Raw genomic sequence first — 19339 nt, 5'->3', positions numbered from 1 at the left:
CTTTGTATCACCGTACGTTTTATTGAATACAAACACAATAACAGGACGCATTTATGTTTTTGGACTATTTCGCGCTAGGTCTACTCATCTTTGTTGCTCTGGTCATTTTCTACGGCATTATCGTGATTCACGATATTCCGTATGAGATAGCCAAGGAGCGAGAGCATCCACATCAGGATGCGATTCATTATGCTGGCTGGGTGAGTCTCTTCACACTTCACGCCATCTGGCCTTTTCTCTGGATATGGGCCACCTTATGGCGTCAGGAACGAGGGTGGGGCTTTCAAAAGCTGGAAGAAGAACAACACGATATTCATCACCGTGTTGATTCACTGATTGATCAAGTAAGCCAGCTACAAAAGGAAGTCCTTGAACTTAAGCAGCAACACAACAATCAAACGACTGTAACACCCCGTATCGATGAACATGAGGAGGAGCAATAATGGATTTACTTCTCATTCTGACCTACGCCGCTTTGTGCATTGCAATCTTTAAAATCTTCAATATTCCTCTCAATAAATGGACCGTCCCAACAGCCGTATTGGGAGGTGTGGTTTTAGTCGGCACCTTAATTTTGTTGATGAACTACAACCATCCCTTTACCCAGCTTGGCAATCAGGTCTTTTCTAGCACTCCTATCGTTTCAGGAGTAAGAGGCCGTGTTATCGAAGTGCCTGTTGAGCCCAATAAACCACTCAAACAAGGGGACATTCTCTTCATGATTGACCCTATCCCATACGAAGCTGAAGTTGAAAAGCTTGAAGCACAAATTAAAGAAGCCAGCCAAGGCGCACTTGGACTGGAGTCTGATGTGCAAGAAGCGCAAGCCGCTCAAGCTCAAGCCATCGCAGATAGAGATAAGGCACAACGTGAATACGCTCGTTATCAACGTGGCTACGATAAAGGCGCCTTCACCGAGCAAGAACTGGACACCCGACGCCAAGAATACAAAGCCACTGAGGCTGCGGTCAAAGTTGCGGAAGCCAGAGTGGATCAAGCCAAGATAGCACTCAACTCTGAAATTGGTGGAGAAAACACAACAGTGGCGCGTTTGCTAGCGGAGCTGCGTCAAGCTGAGTTCGATCTTGAACAAACCATCGTCAGAGCTCCCACCGATGGTTTTGCAACGCAGTTAGCTCTGCGACCTGGGGTTATGGCAGTTCCACTGCCGTTAGCACCTGTGATGACCTTTGTTCATACAGAGGAAACGCTTTATGCAGCCGCGTTCAGGCAAAATTCCTTACAACGCTTACAGCCGGGTTATGAAGCAGAATTTCTCTTCAGAGCGCTTCCAGGCAAGGTCTTTAAAGGGGAAGTAGTAGATGTGTTGCCCGCCATTGGCGAAAGCCAATTTCAGGCCCGTGGCGCCCTGCTTGGCACGGAGGCATTGCGCACCAGTGGGCGAGTCTTTGTTACTCTGAAGATCACTGATGACTTATCTGACTACCACTTACCCATGGGGACAGCGGTCGAAGTTGCGGTTTACTCCGATCAATTCACTCATGTATCCATTATGCGTAAAGTACTCATTAGAATGAAAAGCTGGCAGAACTATCTCTACCTAGACCATTAAAATCCGTCAGAAAGCAAAAAGGCCTCTTAAAGAGGCCTTTTCTTTTATATATGAACTTATTAGCCGATAAAGGAGATATACCCTTGAAGGATAATTAAGTTAACAATGTCGATAAAGAAAGCACCAACAATCGGCACCACCATAAACGCTTGCGGTGAAGGGCCAAACTTATTCACCAGAGAACCCATATTCATAACAGCTGTCGGTGTTGCCCCAAGGCCAAAACCGCAGTGACCACCCGCAATAACAGCTGCATCGTAGTTTGAGCCCATCACTTTGAACGTCACAAAGTACGCAAAAATACCTAAAATGACAGACTGAACCGACAGAATGATTAAGAACGGAATCGCCAAGTCAAAGATGTTCCATAGTTTCAGGCTCATCAGTGCCATAGCCAAGAACAAAGACAGCGAGACCGTGCCCAAAATATCAACGGTTTCTGCATCTACCTTGTGTGTCTTAGTAACTTCCATAACGTTGGTGATGAAGACACCGATGAACAAAGCGTAAACAAAGTCTGGAATCATCAGCCAACTGATTTCCAAGCTACTCACCCACTGTTCAAGGTATTTAGCACCAGTTACACAGATAAGAAGAATAAACAGGATTTCAATGACCTTTTTCGCAGTCACCTTATCTTCTTCGTATTCGTTATACGTCACGACTTCAGGGAACTTTTCATGGGTTTGTGTTCCGCGTCCGTATTCAGATTCGAAGTTATGTTTAGTAACCAATTTCTGAGCAACCGGGCTACCGATAATACCGCCAATGATCAGACCAAAAGTCGCAGATGCCATTGCAATTTCAAGTGTATTACTCAAACCGTAAGTGTCAGTAAAAGTCTGAGACCATGCTGCACCCGTACCATGTCCACCCGACAATGTGATGGAGCCAGCAATTAACCCCATTAGAGGATCCAAACCAAGCGCTGTCGCCATTGACACACCAACACCGTTTTGAATGATGATGTAAAAAGACGCAACGGCTAGGAATAGAAAGACTTTAGCGCCGCCTTTCATCAGTTGCGTGTAATTTGCAGCCAGACCAACAGTGCTGAAGAACATCAACATAAAGGTGTTTTGCAACGGTAATGAGAACTCTAAGCTAACCCCATTAAAATGCATTCCCGTGATGATCATCGCAACGATCAAACCACCAACAATAGGCTCTGGAATATTAAACTTCTTCAGAATAGGGAGCTTTGAGTTTACAAAGTGACCAAGAAACAACACGCTGATTGCGATTAAGAAAGATTCTAGTGGTCCAACCGAAATTATCTGATTCATATAACCTCTTTATTGTCTGTCACTCATCTTCCCTAACGAGTTAAGAGCATACTGCTCTGGGCCATTTTGCTACCAAGGTCTCAGGTAACAATTGCAGGCACTGATTGAGATATTCTCTATTGAAAAACGTCCTCTCTACAGCGGGTTTCCCCACTCCATTTCAACAGCGAAACCCTACGGTGTACTTTAGGGCTATAAAAAGAAAGCGGACATTATTAATAAACTCGCAGGCGTTTGTCGAGTATAGACAGAAAATTCGTGTCATGAATCCGTGTAAATTGACCAAGAGTTAACCAAAGGACAAAAAAAAGCCAACCGCAATGAAGGCGATTGGCATATATATAGTGTGAACAAATTCATTCACTAACAACGTCAGTTGGCTAGGTGACCCTCGGCTTAATAAGGGTCAATCACTTTAATGCATGTAGCGTGCCAACTTTAAAACCCATAAAACCACAATATTGATCCAACTTTTAGCCAATTTATTATATTGAATGTGCAAAATGAAAATTGCATTTTGCAAATAAGTGCAATTCGATATTAAACAAGTATCTTATCAACTAGTTTATCAATGCACTATTTTCATACTTTTTTTACGTTATTGTCGATATACTCCCACTACCTGAACTGAATTGCTGTATCGAATGAATTATCTATCCACTTTCTGTAAAGGCTTAGCCATGGGCGCGGCCGACGTTGTACCAGGAGTTTCTGGTGGCACTATCGCCTTCATTACAGGCATTTATGACACATTGTTGGAAAGCATCCGACGCATTAATCCCAGCCTGATTGGCGTATTGAAACGCGATGGCGTTAAAGCTGCGTTTAACCATATCAACGGCTTCTTCCTCATCGCCTTATTCGGGGGCGTTCTCACCAGCATTGCAACACTAGCTAAGCTGATTTCGTGGTTGCTGGTGACACACCCTATTCCGTTATGGTCTTTTTTCTTTGGCCTGATTCTGGTTTCCGTTTTCCATATACTGAAACAAATAGAAAAAAGAAGCTTCAGTCGCCTTATCTTCCTATTACTTGGGGCCGGGTTTGCTTACAGCATTACCATTCTCAAACCCCTTCAAATGGATCCGACCAGCATTAATGTCATGTTTGCTGGAGCGATCGCCATTTGCGCGATGATCTTACCCGGCATCTCTGGCAGTTTTATCCTGCTGCTCATTGGCATGTACAGCCCTGTACTTGGCGCAGTCAAATCATTGGATATCACCATTCTGCTGTTATTCCTCACTGGCTGTGTCATTGGTTTACTGAGCTTTTCCCACGTCTTATCCTGGCTCCTAAAACGATTCAGAGACATCACTCTTATCTTCCTGACTGGCCTAATGATTGGCACATTGCCAAAGATCTGGCCTTGGAAAGAAACGTTGACGTGGCGTACTAACTCAAGTGGTGAGCAAGTCCCGTTGATTGAACGCAACCTATCACCGTTTGATTTTGAAGCCATCACCTCACAACCTGCTCAGATAGGCATCGCCATCGTTCTCATGTTGTGTGCCATTGCGCTGGTCCTCGGCTTGGAAAAATTTGCCGAAAGTCGCGATATCTAATTGTTTTAAAAGCAGCCTGTTGGCTGCTTTTTTTCATCTCTGTATTCTCAACCTCATTCCAAAAACTCATAACGGTCAACTTTTAATCGATTGCGCGTCTAAGCTTTGTTGTACAGGATAAGGCTAATGCGACCACCGAGTGACCTGTTATGTCTCACGTATTCCACCGACACTGTCATACACAACTACCTACTATCAGCCACGGCGAAGGTGTTTATCTTTATGATAAGCATGGAAAAGCTTACCTAGATGCTTGTGGCGGCGCTGCAGTTTCTAATCTTGGCCATAGCCACCCGATGGTCAAACAAGCCATCGCTGAACAACTTGAGCGTATTCCTTTTGCTCACACTGGTTTTTTTACCAACGAGCCCTGTGAACAATTGGCCGATGCGCTGTGTGCTTTGATGCCTTCGCAATTCAATCACGCTTACTTTGTCAGCGGAGGTTCTGAAGCCGTGGAGTCGGCGCTAAAAATGGCTCGACAGTATTTTGTTGAGTTGGGCAAACCAAACAAGACTCAGTTCATTGCGCGTAAACAGAGTTACCACGGCAACACGCTAGGAGCACTTGCTGTCGGCGGAAATGAATGGCGCCGCGAGCCATTTCAGCCACTGCTCGCAACCAGTCACCATATTGACCCCTGTTTCGCATACCGATTGCAGCAGCCACAAGAGTCAGAGCTGGACTATTCACTTCGCAGTGCCAATCAGCTTGAAGAAAAAATCCTAGAATTAGGCGCAGAAAACGTCATGGCGTTTGTCGCTGAACCTGTTGTTGGCGCGACTGCTGGCGCCGTGCCTGCGACAGAAGGCTACTTCAAACGAATTCGAGAAATTTGCGATCAATATGAAGTGTTGCTCATTTTGGATGAAGTCATGTGCGGAGTCGGTCGCAGCGGCAGTTTCTTTGCATTCGAGCAAGAGCAGATAGAACCCGATTTGGTCTGTATTGCGAAAGGACTGGGAGCGGGTTATCAACCTATCGGTGCCACCATCGCCAATGACCGGATTTACCAAGCTATTGCCGATGGCAGCGGCTTCTTCCAGCACGGTCACACATTTATGGCTCACCCGATGGCATGTGCCTCTGCACTGGCCACAGTCGAAGCTATTCAACAACAATCTTTGTTGTCTGCGGTGCAATCTCACGGAGCAGAGCTTAAACAAGCCCTGTCGAGTGAGTTGGGCAATTTGCCTTACGTGGGCGATATTCGAGGCAAAGGACTCTTCCTTGGCATTGAACTCGTCAAGGATAAAGCAAGCAAAGCTCCGCTCAATATCGCCACAAAAGCCCACACTGCGGTTAAGTCTCAAGCAATGAAAAATGGCCTGATGTGTTACCCAATGTCCGGGACGATTGACGGAAAACAAGGTCATCACATTCTGTTAGCGCCACCTTTCATCATCGAACCAAGCCACATCGACGAGATTGTGACTAAACTGAAAACCACATTGACTGAGGTGTCCGGAACATGGATTTAGCAACAGGTGATGCTGGCCACCAGCAAACCAGCGCAATTATCGTGGCACCAAATGGAGCGCGTAAAACCAAGCGAGATCATCCCAATCTTCCAATGACCGAGGAAGAAATTATCTCTGAGGTCATTGCATGTCGTGATGCCGGCGCTGCAATGATTCATCTTCACTGTCGAGATGAACATGGTCAGCACAGCCTAGAGATCGAACCCAATCGCCAACTGTATGACAAGGTGAAACAGGCCGTCGGTGACAGCATTATCGTCCAGCTGACAACCGAAGCCGTAGGGATTTATAGTGCAGAGCAGCAAATAGCACTGACTAAAGCGGTCAAGCCCGAAGCCGCCTCATTCGCACTGCGTGAATTGATACCCGATGACACCCACATTAAATCTGGAAAAGCCTTTTTTCACTGGGTCGCGGAACACGGAATCATCAGCCAAATCATTCTCTACGATCAAGATGATATTGACCGTTACTTCCAGCTACGTGCTCTGGGAGTCTTGCCTACCATGAATCAACACGCTCTCGTCGTTCTTGGCCGATACCATAACGAACAGCAATCCAGTCCGTGGGATTTAAAGCGACTTGACTTGAGTCTGTTTGTTCAACAAAACGTTCACCTCGCGGTATGTGCGTTTGGCGATCGTGAGCAGGACTGCCTCATCAGTGCCATGCTACTTGGCCTCGATGTACGAGTTGGGTTTGAGAACAATCACCTTGATCCACAAGGAATTCCAGCCATTAATAATGCAGAACAAGTGAGAAACCTCAAAAAAATTAACAAATTATTAAACATTTGCATTCATGATGCTTATAGTTTCCGAAAGGCACTAAACAAAAACTGATTCGTGCCTCTGGTAAGTAAGATAGGATCGTTACACGCAATAAAAAGGAATTATTATGACATTGCTAAAAAACGTACTGACTGCCGCCTCAGCAACTGCACTTTTAGGCGCCACTTTTTACGCTTCGGCTGCTGACAGATTTGTAACCATTGGTACCGGTGGTGTCACAGGCGTTTACTACCCAACAGGCGGTGCTATTTGCCGTTTGGTAAACAAGACGAAAAAAGAACACGGCATTCGTTGTTCTGTTGAGTCTACCGGTGGTTCCATCTACAACATCAACACGATTCGTGCGGGTGAACTGGACTTAGGTATCGCACAGTCTGACTGGCAATATCACGGCTACAACGGAACAAGCAAGTTCTCTGAAGCGGGCCCATTCAAAGAGCTACGCGCTGTGTTCTCTGTTCACCCAGAACCGTTCACCGTTGTTGCTCGCGCCGATTCGGGCATCAAGAGCTTTGAAGATCTGAAAGGTAAACGAGTCAACATAGGTAACCCAGGCTCAGGCCAACGCGGCACAATGGAAGTTCTGATGGACCAGTATGGTTGGACAACTAAAGACTTTAAGCTGGCTTCAGAACTGAAAGCGGCTGAACAGTCGAAAGCATTGTGCGATAACAAAATTGACGCGATGGTTTATGTGGTAGGCCACCCAAGTGGTGCGATTCAGGAAGCTACAACGTCATGTGAAAGTAATATCGTTCAGGTAGCAAGTCCACAAGTCGACAAGCTACTGTCTGATGCCAGCTACTACCGTACTGCAACGGTTCCAGGTGGCATGTACAAGGGCAACCCTGATGATGTGCAAACATTTGGTGTTGGCGCAACGTTTGTCTCTTCCACTGCGGTACCGGAAGATGTGGTATACAACATTGTGAAAGCAGTATTCGAAAACTTCGATAACTTCCGCAAACTACACCCTGCGTTCGCAAACCTGAAAAAAGAAGAGATGGTCAAAGACGGTCTGTCTGCACCTCTTCACCCAGGTGCACTGAAATACTACAAAGAAGTGGGACTGATTAAGTAACCACGTCATAAGTAACAAACCCGGCAAACGCCGGGTTTTTTAATTACTTTCTTCGAGTTCGTCTCTGAGCCACTGGTGAAAGAGCTGAACTTTCCTTGAAGCCAAACGGTAATTCGGCACACTCAAATAGTAGCCATAGCCACTTAGCATGGATAGGCCAAGCAGATTGCTCACCTGAGCGTTTTCCAACATTTCACTCGCCATAAAATCAGGCACCAAAGCCAGCCCTTTCCCCCGCTTCACCGCCTCCAATGACAAGTAAAAATGTTCGTAGCCAACACCATAATAGTTGAGCGACTCCGCGCACTGATGTTCTAACTTAAACAGCTCCCACAACTGTGGTCTGGTGGTGTGAGGAATTAATGCATGCTGAGTTAAGACAGAAGTGACGTCGCTACAGGTCGCAGATTGTTCACCAATCAAAAGCAACTTTTCCTGACACAAGAGTTGGCTGTGCTCGTAGTGCTGAGACAACGGCAAGCAACGCAGGGCGATATCCGATTCACCCGCAAGTTTAAGCTGGGTATTCTCGCGAGTGCGAATTTTAACCTGCAGCTGTGGATGCAAACGGCGGAACTCTTCGATCTTAGGCAACAGCCATAAGCTGGCAAACGAAGGCGTCACATCAATAGTCAGTAACTCTTGCTGAGTATCACTTTGAATCAAGCTGGCAGTAGCGTGCCGGATGATCTCCAGCGCTTCAATAACTTTGGGTAAATATTGCTTTCCAGCAGTCGTCAACTCAATGCCATTCAACTGGCGCTCTAACAGTGGCTGACCAACCATTTGCTCCAGTATCGCTATCTGCTTACTAACAGCGCCCTGAGTGACATAAAGCTCTTCTGCTGCTTTTGAAAAACTCTGATGATGAGCAACAGCGATAAAGGATCGCAGTGCTTTAATCGATGGAAGTTCGCTTCCTTTGAGCATAGGTGTGAATCTATTCCTTTAATTCATACATGCAGAATAAGAGGCGCGACGGGCAGTTGTAAAGGGAAGTATCAATCCAAAACAAAACAGCCTGTCGAGTGACAGGCTGTTGTAAGATTATAAGTTGTTCTTGCGACTTGGTAGGAAGACCTCACCCAACATACAACGAACACTACCACCACCAATTGATTCAATGGTCTGGACGTTGAATGGAAGAAGCTTACCGTGGCTCGACAACTGGGCACGTTGTGCAGGTGAAAACGCATCGTACGCCGATTGCGACATTGCAATTACTTTATCACCATTGACTGTCTCAAGCTCCAAGATGTTGCCACAGAACTGGTTCATCTGCTCAAGGCTGATAGAAACAACCTGCTTATCTTTCGCAAGAGATTTGAGTACAAAACGACGCTCAAATTCAGGAATCACTTCATCACAAATCACGCAGAAATGCTCGCCGATCGCCATCATTACATTGGTATGGTAGATAGGCTTGCCCGATGGAAGTGCAGTCTGGAAAGATACCACACGCTCGTAACCAATTCGCTGTGCGTAATCTTCCAACACTTCTCGATCACAGCGTTGTGACAGCGCAGCATAAATGGTGCGATTGACATGATCGATCACCATCACACCGGTACTTTCTAGGTGGGCATTCTCTGCTAAGTAATCCGTCAGCGAATCTTCGCTAGATACTGCTCGACCTGCTGCTTCTAATGCTTCACGCAGCGCATCAGGGCGAACTTCCTGTTGACGGTTCTCACACGCCATTGGGAACGTATACAGAGCGCCGTCAGCAGTGGTGCTAAACCAGTTGTTTGGGAATACCGCGTCTGGCGTTTCCACGTCTCCAAGCGGGTAATCAAATTCGACCACTTGAACGCCGACCTGACGTAGCTGACCGACCATTGTCTTGAACTCTTGCATCGCTTGCTTGCGAACTTGTTCAGTCGACTCGGTCACCTGATGTTGAAACTCATTGTCTCGAGCGGTTTCAGCATTAAACGCAAATTCCTTTGGTGGCACCATCACCACACAGTTAGCGTTTTGCACTGTAGAAACTGACTTTTCTAGTTGTGTTTGCTGTTTGAACATTGCGATAGACTCGTTATATCTCACTCACTTACGTTGAATTGTAGACATATTGTTAAAATAACAATTGCTGAATTCACCCATTTCAATAGATATAGACCGCATATTTTTACTGTGAATTTCGTATTTCTCAGTAAATTTTATGGTCAGTATGACTTTTAAAACTAATTGCCTGAATAATATGCAGCAGTTCGTATAACAAATGGTTGATATATGGTTACATTTCAAACATTAACGAGCTACCATATGACACAAGCGCAATTGCCATGTCTGGCTCTCCCCTGCGTTGTGATATTTAAGGCGAGATATGTTTAAGAAATTTGAAGGCTTTACGAAACCTTTTCCCGATGAAGAACCCTCTCAGCCACCGAGTGGGATCTTTGCTTTTTGTCGCTATTACACCCGTGGATTTGAGGTACCTCTGATCCTGATGTCATTGATGGCCACTGTGGTTGCGATAGTGGAAGTATCGCTATTTGGTGCCATGGGTAACCTCGTTGACTGGCTATCAACCAGCAATCCAGAAACTTTCTGGCAGGAAAACCAGTCAGAACTGATGTTGTATGGCGGCTTGTTATTAATAGTCATGCCTATCCTGGTCGTTGCGTATTCTCTTTTGGTTCACCAAACACTGCTTGGCAACTACCCAATGTCTATTCGCTGGCTCGCACACCGCTACCTGCTCAAACAGAGCCTGAACTTCTATCAGGATGATTTTGCAGGCCGCGTGGCGACGAAAGTGATGCAAACCTCTTTGGCCGTGCGTGAAACCGTGATGAAAACCATGGACGTTTTCGTTTATGTGTCGGTTTACTTTACCGCGATTGTTGTTTTGTTGGCGCAGGCTGACTGGCGTCTAATGATCCCAATGGTGATCTGGCTGCTGTGTTATGTCTGTATTCAGCTTTACTTCGTGCCGAAATTGAAGAAAGTGGCGTCAGAGCAAGCCGATGCACGTTCGACCATGACTGGGCGTATCGTCGACAGCTACACCAACATTGCGACAGTTAAGCTGTTTTCCCACAGCAAACGTGAAACGGTGTACGCAGAAAATGGCATGCGTGGTTTCCTTGATACCGTTTACCGCCAGATGCGCTTAGTGACTGGTTTTGACGTCGCTGTTGAGATCACCAACTACCTATTGGTCTTCACTATCGGTGCGCTCTCTATTTATCTGTGGATGGACAACTCGATCAGCATCGGTGCCATCGCTATCGCAATCGCTCTAGCGCTGCGTATCAACGGCATGTCTATGTGGATCATGTGGGAAGTCGGGGCCCTATTTGAAAATATGGGTACCGTTGTCGATGGTATGAAAACGCTCTCCAAACCGATTGATATTCAGGACAAAGACAATGCTAAGCCTCTTGTGGTTGAGCAAGGTGGCATTGAGTTTGATAATGTCAGCTTCCACTACGGCGATGAAAGCAAAGGTGTGATCAGTCATCTCAATCTCAATATTAAGCCAGGTGAAAAGGTTGGTTTAGTTGGACGCTCTGGTGCAGGTAAATCGACCTTGGTCAACTTGCTGCTGCGCTTCCATGATGTCGAAAGTGGCAGCATTAAGATTGATGGTCAGGTGATTTCTGATATCACTCAGGACTCACTGCGCAGCAATATTGGTATGGTTACGCAAGATACATCCCTGCTTCACCGCTCTATCCGCGATAACATTCTTTATGGTAACCCTGATGCCACAGAAGATGACCTACTGCGCGCGACTAAACAAGCTCATGCTCATGAGTTTATCGAGTCACTCAATGACCCGTTTGGCAACAAAGGCTACGATGCTCAGGTGGGTGAGCGAGGCGTGAAACTGTCTGGCGGTCAACGACAACGTATCGCTATCTCACGTGTGCTGCTTAAAGATGCTCCTTTACTCATCTTGGATGAAGCGACCTCTGCTTTGGATTCAGAAGTGGAAGCGGCTATTCAAGAGAGCCTCAATGAACTGATGCAAGGCAAAACGGTTATTGCGATTGCACACCGCCTATCAACCATTGCCGCTATGGATAGATTAATCGTGCTCGATAAAGGCCAGATTGTTGAACAAGGCACTCATCAGGAATTGATTCAGAACGAAGGCATCTACGCTCAGCTTTGGGCCCATCAAACGGGCGGATTCATTGGCGATGAAAGCGAGCAGAAACAAACAGCCTGATCAAAGCCAATAACCGGAAACAAAAGCAGAGGTGTCCCCTCTGCTTTTTTGTTTCCGATATTCAATCTCTACTAGCAATTGAGATATACTCGCGCCATTCCCATTCAATATTTTTCCACAAATCTAATGAATAAAAGCTTACTAACAAATTTGCTGGCACTAGCGCTATTGGCTGGTGGCTATCAGACAGACAACCAAATTGCTTTTTATGCAGGCTTATTCGCTTTCTCTGGCGCAATCACTAACTGGTTGGCGATTCACATGCTGTTCGAGAAAGTGCCCGGCTTATACGGCTCTGGCGTGATCCCTGCGCGTTTTGAAGAGTTTAAGGCCGCCATTAAAAACTTGATGATGGAACAGTTTTTCACCGCAGAGAACATCGATCGATTCCTCAACAAAGAGATGTCGGGCAAGACACTCAATCTTGAGCCTGTATTAGAAAAAGTCGATTTCAATCCAACGTTTGATTCTCTGGTCAATGTCATTGCAAACTCTTCTTTTGGCAGCATGCTGGCTATGTTTGGCGGCGCGGAAGCCCTGCAACCGCTGAAAGAACCGTTTGTCGAAAAAATGCAGGAAGCGGTGGTAGAAATCAGCCAGAGCGATGCGGTTAAAGAAGCGCTAAAGGGTCAACTGGAATCGCCAGCCATGATGGAAGAGATTCAGGTCAATATTGAAAACATTATTGACCAGCGCCTAAGTGAACTGACGCCAAAGCTGGTCAAAGAAATCGTCCAGAAAATGATTAAAGAGCATTTAGGCTGGCTGGTTGTCTGGGGCGGTGTGTTTGGCGGTCTAATCGGTATCGCATCATCATTCATTGCCTGATGTAGAACTCAGCAATTGGCGAAAAAGGGAAGCAAATGCTTCCCTTTTCTTGTTCTACAGTGTTGCTATCAAATCCGCGTTTACACCAAAGCTGGTTTTATGCTCTTCAATCACCACTTCACTTCGCGTCTGTATCACACCTGGCAGTGTCCCGAGCTTGGTTGACATAAAGCTCTGATAGGCTTTCATATCTTTAACCCGCACTTTGATCATAGTGTCGAAATCGCCAGATAACGAATAACACTCTTCGATCTCCGGCATGTCTTCCACTGCCTTGGCGAACTTTTCAAAGATAGAGAAACTGGTTTGATCAAGACGAATATGGATGAAAACCTGAACGTCCAAGCCGAGTTTTTCCGGATTCAACTCTGCGTGATAGCCCTTAATGTAACCCTCTTTTTCCAATCGTTTGACGCGATCAGAACACGGGGATGTAGTCAGGTTCACTTGCTTAGCAAGCTCGACGACAGGAAGACGCCCTTTAAGGTTTAGGGTGCGAAGGATTTCACGGTCAATTCTATCTAAGTCCATTTAACGCTCTGATTAGATGTCTTTCTTTATGCTTATCATAATCGAAACAAGTCAATGAAACCTAATAAAGGAACCGACCTAGAAGAAATTTTATTGAGAGGAATGGAAACTTAAGCGGCTTCAACGTTCGAGAGCTCACGCTCTTCGACTAAGTCTGCCTGAGTGTTGCACACTCGACAAAACGTCTGCTTTTCCATTTTTACATAGTGTGCGCCCTGAAAGAGGGTCGCAAAGAAACACGCCAAACTCTTTTTCACCGAGTCATGCTCTTCTTGGCATCGCTTCATAACAACTTTGTGGGCAGTCACTTTTTGGCAGCAATGGCAATATACCTGAGGCATTTTCTCTCTCCGTGAGCGATGGCGTTATTGATAGTGGACATATTAGTAAGGCCTTAGTTCCAATTGCTCAAATTTTCATTTTCAATTTGTGAACCAAGTTCAATTATTAACCAACTTTATTAAAAAAGCCCCGAATATCGGGGCTTTATGTTTCTCCAGTTTACTGCTTATTCAAGTTCAGTAAGCTGTTTTTCAAACTTCGCGTGCTGTGCTTTCACCGATTCTTCTGGTTCACCTGTCATCATGCTCACAACCACAATTGCGATAGTAGAGAAGATGATTCCCGGAACGATTTCGTAAACATCGAACCAACCACCTGTTAGCTGCTTCCATACCACGATAGTCACACCACCAATCACGATACCTGCAAGCGCACCGTTGCGGTTCATACGGGACCAGTACAAGCTAAGCACCAATGCTGGACCAAATGCAGCACCAAAGCCTGCCCAAGCGTAAGACACTAGGCCAAGAACTGAACTGTCTGGCGTCATCGCTAGGATTAGCGCCACGATAGAGATAGCTACTACCGCAATACGGCCAACCATCACAATCTCTTCAGACGTAGCGTCTTTCTTCACAAGCTGCTTGTAAAAATCTTCTGCCAATGCTGAAGAAGAAACCAAAAGCTGTGAGTCCGCAGTACTCATGATTGCCGCCAAGATCGCCGCAAGAAGAACACCTGCAACCACTGGGTGGAAGATAGAGTTCACCAGTAGCATGAAGATCTTCTCGCCGTCATCAATGGATACGCCAGAGTTGGTAACATAAATCAGACCAACCAGACCAACCAGCATCGCGCCAACCATAGACAGTGCAGTCCAGATAACAGCGATACGGCGAGCCGTGGTCAAATCTTTGTTGCTACGCGCTGCTTTGAAACGAGCCAGAATGTGTGGCTGACCAAAGTAACCTAGGCCCCACGCAACCAAAGAGATGATCGCAATCGCTGACAGCGGCTCACCTTTAGTATCATTCCACAATGTCAAAAGCTGAGGGTTGATGTTAGATAGATCTGTACTTAGTTGACCAAAGCCACCTTCCATCGCTGCAATAGGCACAATCATTAGCGCCGCCGCCATCAGAAGGCCTTGTACAAGGTCAGTCCAAGATACCGCTAAGAAGCCACCAAACAATGTGTAAGAAACCACACAAACAGTACCAATAATAACTGCTGTGGTGTAATCCAATCCGAATACCGTTTCAAACAGTTTTCCGCCCGCTACCAGACCAGAGCTGGTGTAGAAAAGGAAGAATAAAAGGATAAAGAAAGCAGAGATAACCTGAATCAGTTTCGAATTATCGTTAAAGCGACGTGACAAGAACTCAGGCAGAGTCAGAGCATCTGTCGTAATACTGTATGTACGTAGACGTTTTGCACTGATTAGCCAGTTCAGCCAAGTACCAACTAGCAGACCACCAGCTAGCCACAAAGCTTCAATACCCGCTGCATACGCATAGCCAGGCAAGCCAAGTAGCAACCAGCCACTCATGTCAGATGCACCCGCTGATAGCGCCGCAGGCCAAGGGCCCAATGAACGACCACCTAAGAAGTAATCAGTCGAGTTTTTCGTTCGTTGATAAGCAATAACGCCTATCGCCAACATCAGAATAAGATACGCAATAAACGTGGTCGTAATAGCAAAGCTATTTTCCATGTGTTTGTCCTCTAATAAGATCGCCTTCCATGAACGCCCTCACTTACACTGAGTGAGGGCTCTCTGAGAAAGGATTAGTGGGCCTCACTCCCAAGTTCTAACAAGGTCGCGTTGCCGCCCACTGCTGTTATATTTATTGTTCTCGTTCGCTCTGTGATAAAGCGAAGCGATAGATGTGGATCATGCGCTACCGGAATAGCCACAACATCCGTCTCCGAAACTAGGCCAACAATAGCACCTGTACGCTTCGACAATTGGCGGTTGATTGTTTGTTCAACCTCTTGATTCCCTATGTATCCGACACTACGTACATCTGACTCCAGCAGCTGATGATAAGCATCAAGAGAGGCAAATTGTAATAGGTTCATAGGTAAGGAAGACTGCGTGTAGGCAGCTTCCAGATTTTGAGTAAGCTGTGTGTCATCACTACATAAGATGACACTGTTACCCGCAACTAACGCAGCAGTCACCTGTGCAATCGTTGCTTGTTGTGCTGACTCTGACGACTCATCTTGAATAATCAGTGCCACACCTCGACCTGCGGTATACAGTTCGTTTGTTTCCCCAGTAGGGCCTACCAGTTGGTGCGTTTCAGCCAATAGTGCTGACGCATGTTCCATGTGATATGCCACAACAGAAGCTAAGTTCGGCTGTACTGATTGCAGAGCCTGTTTAAAAGCCAGTAGACACTCGCTTTTTGAATCAAAGTTAGTCAGATTCCAGTTTTCCCACGCTGAAAAAGCATCAGAAAAACGAGTTACTTGATGAACCATAATCTTTCTCCTTGCCTACAGATTAAGAAAACGAAGTTTGTGTAAAGCGGAATAGGTAGTGCGGACCGCCAGCTTTTGGACCAGTACCAGAAAGGCCCTGACCACCAAACGGTTGTACGCCAACAACAGCACCCACCTGATCACGGTTGATGTAGCAGTTACCCACACGTGCGTGTTTTTCGATCCAGCGGTAAGTGGTTTCGTTGCGGCTATGAATCCCCATAGTCAAACCAAAACCTGTGCTGTTAATGCGCTCAACAATCTGGTGAAGTTCGTTCGCTTTAAAGCGGACAATGTGCAGAATCGGACCAAACTGTTCTTCTTCAAGACAAGAAATATCGCGAATTTCAAAGGCACTTGGCGCAACGAAATCACCATGTTGATGTTCTTCACCCAAAGTAAGCTCAGCCACTTTCTTTTCCGTCGCGGTCATACGCTCAATATGCTTAACCAGTTTGGTTTTTGCTGTCGTATCGATAACCGGCCCCACATCGGTGGAATGAAGATAAGGAAGACCGACACTCAGTTCCTGCATCGCACCTTGAATCAGTGCAACGATGCGATCGGCAATGTCTTCCTGAACATAAAGTACGCGCAGAGCACTACAACGTTGGCCTGCGGAGGCAAACGCAGAACGAATAACATCACGCACAACCTGTTCAGGCAGTGCCGTACTGTCCACAATCATTGCGTTTTGACCGCCAGTTTCTGCGATGAAAGGCACAGGTGCCGCATCACGAGACGCCAATGTTTGATTGATTCGTTGCGCTGTTGCCGTTGAACCCGTAAAGGCAACACCAGCAATGGCAGAGTGAGAAGTTAACGCAGAACCAATTTCAGCACCGCGACCTGGCAGCAATTGAATCGTACCTGCTGGGAAGCCTGCTTCATTCATCAACTCGACGGCACGTGCAGCAATCAAACTGGTTTGCTCAGCCGGCTTAGCAACCACAGTGTTACCTGCGACAAGAGCGGCTGTAATCTGACCAAGGAAAATCGCCAATGGGAAGTTCCAAGGGCTGATACACACAAACACACCGCGACCTTGACGAGACACTGTACGCGCCTGTCCATCAAAACCGTTTAAGTGAATCTCGCCTAAAGAATCGACCTGCTTAGCGTAGTAGCGACAGAAGTCCACGGCTTCACGAACTTCATCAATGCTATCGTGAATAGTTTTACCCGCTTCCTGATGACACAGAGCAACAAGTTCAGCAAGATTGGCTTCCAGTAGCTCTGCCAGTTTGTCCAGCATAGCGGCTCTCTGAGCTTTATCGCTGGTCTGCCATTTGGCAAACGCTTGCTGTGCACCATCGATGGCAGCGGAAACATGATCAAGAGTCGCGAAGGCAACCTGACCCACTTCAATACGGCGGTCGTAAGGCGCTGTTACAGCTTCAACATTGATGTTTTCCTTGATCATGCTTTCGGCATGAGCTTGACCATTGATGATCGGACCCGCCTGCCACTGATTCTTCAGGAAGCTCTCGACAGAGTGCTCAAATGGTTTGGCTTCTGATTCAATATCAACGTTGACACCATAAGAGTTTTGACGCTCAGGGAAGACCTGTGGTGGCAATGGTATCTTGGCATTGTTCAAGGTATCGAACGCTTTTAGCATATCGACTGGGTGCTGAGTCAAAGTCTCTACCGGGCAGCGGGCATCGACTAAGCGGTGTACAAATGAACTGTTTGCACCGTTTTCTAGAAGGCGACGAACCAAATACGGCAATAGATCTTTGTGGCTGCCGACTGGTGCGTAAATGCGCACAGATTGCTGATAAGCTTCCATCGCGTGGTTGTATAGGGAATCACCCATACCGTGCAAACGCTGGAATTCGTAATCTTTGTGCTCAGCCATGACTGCAATAGACGTCACCGTCTGAGCGTTGTGGCTCGCAAATTGGGGGAAGATGTTGCCACGAACATTCTCAGAAAGTAGGAATCGCGCACACGCTAGGTAAGCAACATCCGTCGCCTCTTTGCGCGTGTAAACTGGATAGTTATCGTAACCAGCTTGTTGAGACCATTTGATTTCACTATCCCAGTATGCACCTTTAACCAGACGCAGTGGAATCAAATCACCTTGCTCTTTTGCCAGTCCGTTAATCCAAACCAGCACAGGCAGTGCGCGTTTTGAATAAGCCTGAATAACCAGGCCAAACTTACCCCAGCCTTTCACTAAGTCGCTGCGATACACTTTCTCGAACAATTTCAGTGAAAGCTCAAGACGATCGGCTTCTTCCGCATCGATTGTGATAGCTACATCCAGCTCAACAGCTCGACGAAGAAGCTGCATCAGAGTATCAGCTAACTCGTTTAGAACACGCTCTTCGTTCGCCACTTCGTAGCGTGGGTGTAAGGCTGACAACTTAATAGACACTGAAGGCGCAGGGCTAGTGTCTAAGCCATATTTGTCACGACCAACCGCTTCAATCGCCATCAGGTAATCTTTGAAGTATTTATTCGCATCTGCTGTCGTCAGTGCGGCTTCACCTAACATATCGTAGGAATAGGTAAAGCCTTTATCACGCATGGTGCGACCGTTTTTCTGCGCTTCAGCAATACTACGTCCAAGAACGAACTGGTGGCCCATTACTTTCATCGCTTGGTGCATCGCTTTACGGATAACCGGCTCTGACATCTTGTTAACCAGGCGGTTAACCGCAGAAACAGGGCTTTGTGACTCGGCTTCTGACAAGCCAACCACTTTACCGGTCAGCATTAGGCCCCAAGTCGAAGCATTCACGAATACAGAATCAGAGTTCTTTAGGTGAGATTTCCAATCGGCAACACTCAGCTTATCTCGAATCAATGCATCGGCCGTCGCTGAATCAGGAATACGCATCAAAGCTTCTGCCAGACACATCAATAAGATACCTTCTTGAGTATCTAGACTGTATTCAAGCAACAAGGCGTCAATCATCTGGATTGATTTCTTATCAGCACGAATCGATTCGATTAGCTGGGTGGTCTTATCGCTAATTTGTGCTTTTTCAGCATCAGTAGGGATTGCCAGAGGCAACAGTTGTTCAAGCCATTGGGATTCGTCCACCATGTAAAGTGGCGAGATCAATGACCATAACTTATCAAGCGGCTGCTCGACAAACTCGGCATTCAACACATCAGTTGCTGTAAACATGCGTTTTCCTCAATCTCAACCTGACAATTTCATCAGGATTCTTACAATGGCTTGCAGTGTATTTTGAGCGGGAGAGGATTACTTGTCAAAAACTCCGAGTTTTTTGCTA

The 19339-nt window shown here is 46.4% G+C and carries 16 protein-coding genes; 8 read left to right on the top strand and 8 right to left on the bottom strand.

The window, feature by feature from the left end; all coding sequences use genetic code 11:
• The first annotated feature begins 53 nt into the window (after nt 1–53).
• Both QMA41_RS11680 and QMA41_RS11675 read left to right on the top strand, forming a co-directional pair.
• Nucleotides 54–443, top strand: coding sequence for a DUF3302 domain-containing protein (locus tag QMA41_RS11680; protein WP_006960222.1), 390 nt, complete (start codon nt 54–56; stop codon nt 441–443).
• On the top strand, nt 443–1573 hold the full coding sequence (locus tag QMA41_RS11675) for an HlyD family secretion protein (RefSeq protein ID WP_006960221.1): 1131 nt from the start codon (nt 443–445) through the stop codon (nt 1571–1573). Before QMA41_RS11680 ends, QMA41_RS11675 begins: the two co-directional genes overlap by 1 nt.
• A 59-nt stretch (nt 1574–1632) precedes the next feature.
• Here QMA41_RS11675 and gltS read toward each other — a convergent pair whose 3' ends face one another.
• On the bottom strand, nt 1633–2859 hold the full coding sequence (gene gltS / locus QMA41_RS11670) for a sodium/glutamate symporter (RefSeq protein WP_006960220.1): 1227 nt from the start codon (nt 2857–2859) through the stop codon (nt 1633–1635).
• 644 nt (nt 2860–3503) lie between these two features.
• Between gltS and QMA41_RS11665 the strand changes: the two genes are divergently transcribed.
• From QMA41_RS11665 to QMA41_RS11650, 4 genes are all read left to right on the top strand, one after another.
• Nucleotides 3504–4424: a DUF368 domain-containing protein gene (locus QMA41_RS11665; protein WP_281629714.1), complete on the top strand. Its 921-nt coding sequence runs from the start codon at nt 3504–3506 to the stop codon at nt 4422–4424.
• Between the two features lie 149 nt (nt 4425–4573).
• The gene (locus tag QMA41_RS11660) at nt 4574–5905 is read left to right on the top strand and encodes an aspartate aminotransferase family protein (protein WP_281629713.1); all 1332 of its coding nucleotides are present in this window, start codon (nt 4574–4576) and stop codon (nt 5903–5905) included.
• Complete coding sequence (locus QMA41_RS11655) at nt 5896–6747, top strand: 3-keto-5-aminohexanoate cleavage protein (protein WP_281629712.1); 852 nt, start codon at nt 5896–5898, stop codon at nt 6745–6747. Before QMA41_RS11660 ends, QMA41_RS11655 begins: the two co-directional genes overlap by 10 nt.
• Before the next feature lie 55 nt (nt 6748–6802).
• Nucleotides 6803–7777: a TAXI family TRAP transporter solute-binding subunit gene (locus tag QMA41_RS11650; protein WP_006960216.1), complete on the top strand. Its 975-nt coding sequence runs from the start codon at nt 6803–6805 to the stop codon at nt 7775–7777.
• Between the two features lie 39 nt (nt 7778–7816).
• On the opposite strand, the gene QMA41_RS11645 is transcribed toward QMA41_RS11650, so the two are convergent.
• Nucleotides 7817–8707, bottom strand: coding sequence for a LysR substrate-binding domain-containing protein (locus QMA41_RS11645; protein ID WP_281629711.1), 891 nt, complete (start codon nt 8705–8707; stop codon nt 7817–7819).
• Between the two features lie 117 nt (nt 8708–8824).
• Nucleotides 8825–9802 (bottom strand): arginine deiminase-related protein, encoded by a 978-nt coding sequence (locus tag QMA41_RS11640; protein ID WP_095571336.1) that lies wholly within the window; start codon nt 9800–9802, stop codon nt 8825–8827.
• A gap of 304 nt (nt 9803–10106) precedes the next feature.
• Between QMA41_RS11640 and QMA41_RS11635 the strand changes: the two genes are divergently transcribed.
• The gene (locus tag QMA41_RS11635; RefSeq protein ID WP_281629710.1) at nt 10107–11960 is read left to right on the top strand and encodes an ABC transporter ATP-binding protein; all 1854 of its coding nucleotides are present in this window, start codon (nt 10107–10109) and stop codon (nt 11958–11960) included.
• A 126-nt stretch (nt 11961–12086) separates the two neighbouring features.
• Complete coding sequence (locus QMA41_RS11630) at nt 12087–12788, top strand: DUF445 domain-containing protein (protein WP_281629709.1); 702 nt, start codon at nt 12087–12089, stop codon at nt 12786–12788.
• A 54-nt stretch (nt 12789–12842) separates the two neighbouring features.
• Here QMA41_RS11630 and QMA41_RS11625 read toward each other — a convergent pair whose 3' ends face one another.
• From QMA41_RS11625 to putA, 5 genes are all read right to left on the bottom strand, one after another.
• On the bottom strand, nt 12843–13319 hold the full coding sequence (locus tag QMA41_RS11625) for an Lrp/AsnC ligand binding domain-containing protein (protein ID WP_019276970.1): 477 nt from the start codon (nt 13317–13319) through the stop codon (nt 12843–12845).
• A gap of 110 nt (nt 13320–13429) precedes the next feature.
• A complete protein-coding gene (locus tag QMA41_RS11620; RefSeq protein WP_006960210.1) occupies nt 13430–13660 on the bottom strand; it encodes a hypothetical protein in 231 nt (76 codons plus the stop codon).
• Nucleotides 13661–13827: 167 nt separating this feature from the next.
• A complete protein-coding gene (gene putP / locus QMA41_RS11615; protein WP_040122291.1) occupies nt 13828–15315 on the bottom strand; it encodes a sodium/proline symporter PutP in 1488 nt (495 codons plus the stop codon).
• Nucleotides 15316–15389: 74 nt separating this feature from the next.
• Nucleotides 15390–16088, bottom strand: coding sequence for a 1-pyrroline-5-carboxylate dehydrogenase (locus QMA41_RS11610; protein ID WP_045987436.1), 699 nt, complete (start codon nt 16086–16088; stop codon nt 15390–15392).
• A gap of 22 nt (nt 16089–16110) precedes the next feature.
• Nucleotides 16111–19230, bottom strand: coding sequence for a bifunctional proline dehydrogenase/L-glutamate gamma-semialdehyde dehydrogenase PutA (gene putA, locus QMA41_RS11605; RefSeq protein ID WP_281629708.1), 3120 nt, complete (start codon nt 19228–19230; stop codon nt 16111–16113).
• Nucleotides 19231–19339: the final 109 nt, after the last annotated feature.

It is taken from the genome of Vibrio sp. St2 (assembly GCF_947311885.1).
Taxonomy (GTDB): domain Bacteria; phylum Pseudomonadota; class Gammaproteobacteria; order Enterobacterales; family Vibrionaceae; genus Vibrio; species Vibrio coralliilyticus.
This window is presented reverse-complemented; position numbering and strand designations above follow the sequence as displayed.

Coding starts and splice junctions, on each gene's coding strand:
- gltS (WP_006960220.1), bottom strand. CDS start 2,859: ATGAATCAGATAATTTCGGTTGGACCACTAGAATCTTTCTTAATCGCA.
- QMA41_RS11645 (WP_281629711.1), bottom strand. CDS start 8,707: ATGCTCAAAGGAAGCGAACTTCCATCGATTAAAGCACTGCGATCCTTT.
- QMA41_RS11610 (WP_045987436.1), bottom strand. CDS start 16,088: ATGGTTCATCAAGTAACTCGTTTTTCTGATGCTTTTTCAGCGTGGGAA.
- QMA41_RS11635 (WP_281629710.1), top strand. CDS start 10,107: ATGTTTAAGAAATTTGAAGGCTTTACGAAACCTTTTCCCGATGAAGAA.
- QMA41_RS11660 (WP_281629713.1), top strand. CDS start 4,574: ATGTCTCACGTATTCCACCGACACTGTCATACACAACTACCTACTATC.
- putA (WP_281629708.1), bottom strand. CDS start 19,230: ATGTTTACAGCAACTGATGTGTTGAATGCCGAGTTTGTCGAGCAGCCG.
- putP (WP_040122291.1), bottom strand. CDS start 15,315: ATGGAAAATAGCTTTGCTATTACGACCACGTTTATTGCGTATCTTATT.
- QMA41_RS11665 (WP_281629714.1), top strand. CDS start 3,504: ATGAATTATCTATCCACTTTCTGTAAAGGCTTAGCCATGGGCGCGGCC.
- QMA41_RS11675 (WP_006960221.1), top strand. CDS start 443: ATGGATTTACTTCTCATTCTGACCTACGCCGCTTTGTGCATTGCAATC.
- QMA41_RS11625 (WP_019276970.1), bottom strand. CDS start 13,319: ATGGACTTAGATAGAATTGACCGTGAAATCCTTCGCACCCTAAACCTT.
- QMA41_RS11630 (WP_281629709.1), top strand. CDS start 12,087: ATGAATAAAAGCTTACTAACAAATTTGCTGGCACTAGCGCTATTGGCT.
- QMA41_RS11680 (WP_006960222.1), top strand. CDS start 54: ATGTTTTTGGACTATTTCGCGCTAGGTCTACTCATCTTTGTTGCTCTG.
- QMA41_RS11655 (WP_281629712.1), top strand. CDS start 5,896: ATGGATTTAGCAACAGGTGATGCTGGCCACCAGCAAACCAGCGCAATT.
- QMA41_RS11650 (WP_006960216.1), top strand. CDS start 6,803: ATGACATTGCTAAAAAACGTACTGACTGCCGCCTCAGCAACTGCACTT.
- QMA41_RS11620 (WP_006960210.1), bottom strand. CDS start 13,660: ATGCCTCAGGTATATTGCCATTGCTGCCAAAAAGTGACTGCCCACAAA.
- QMA41_RS11640 (WP_095571336.1), bottom strand. CDS start 9,802: ATGTTCAAACAGCAAACACAACTAGAAAAGTCAGTTTCTACAGTGCAA.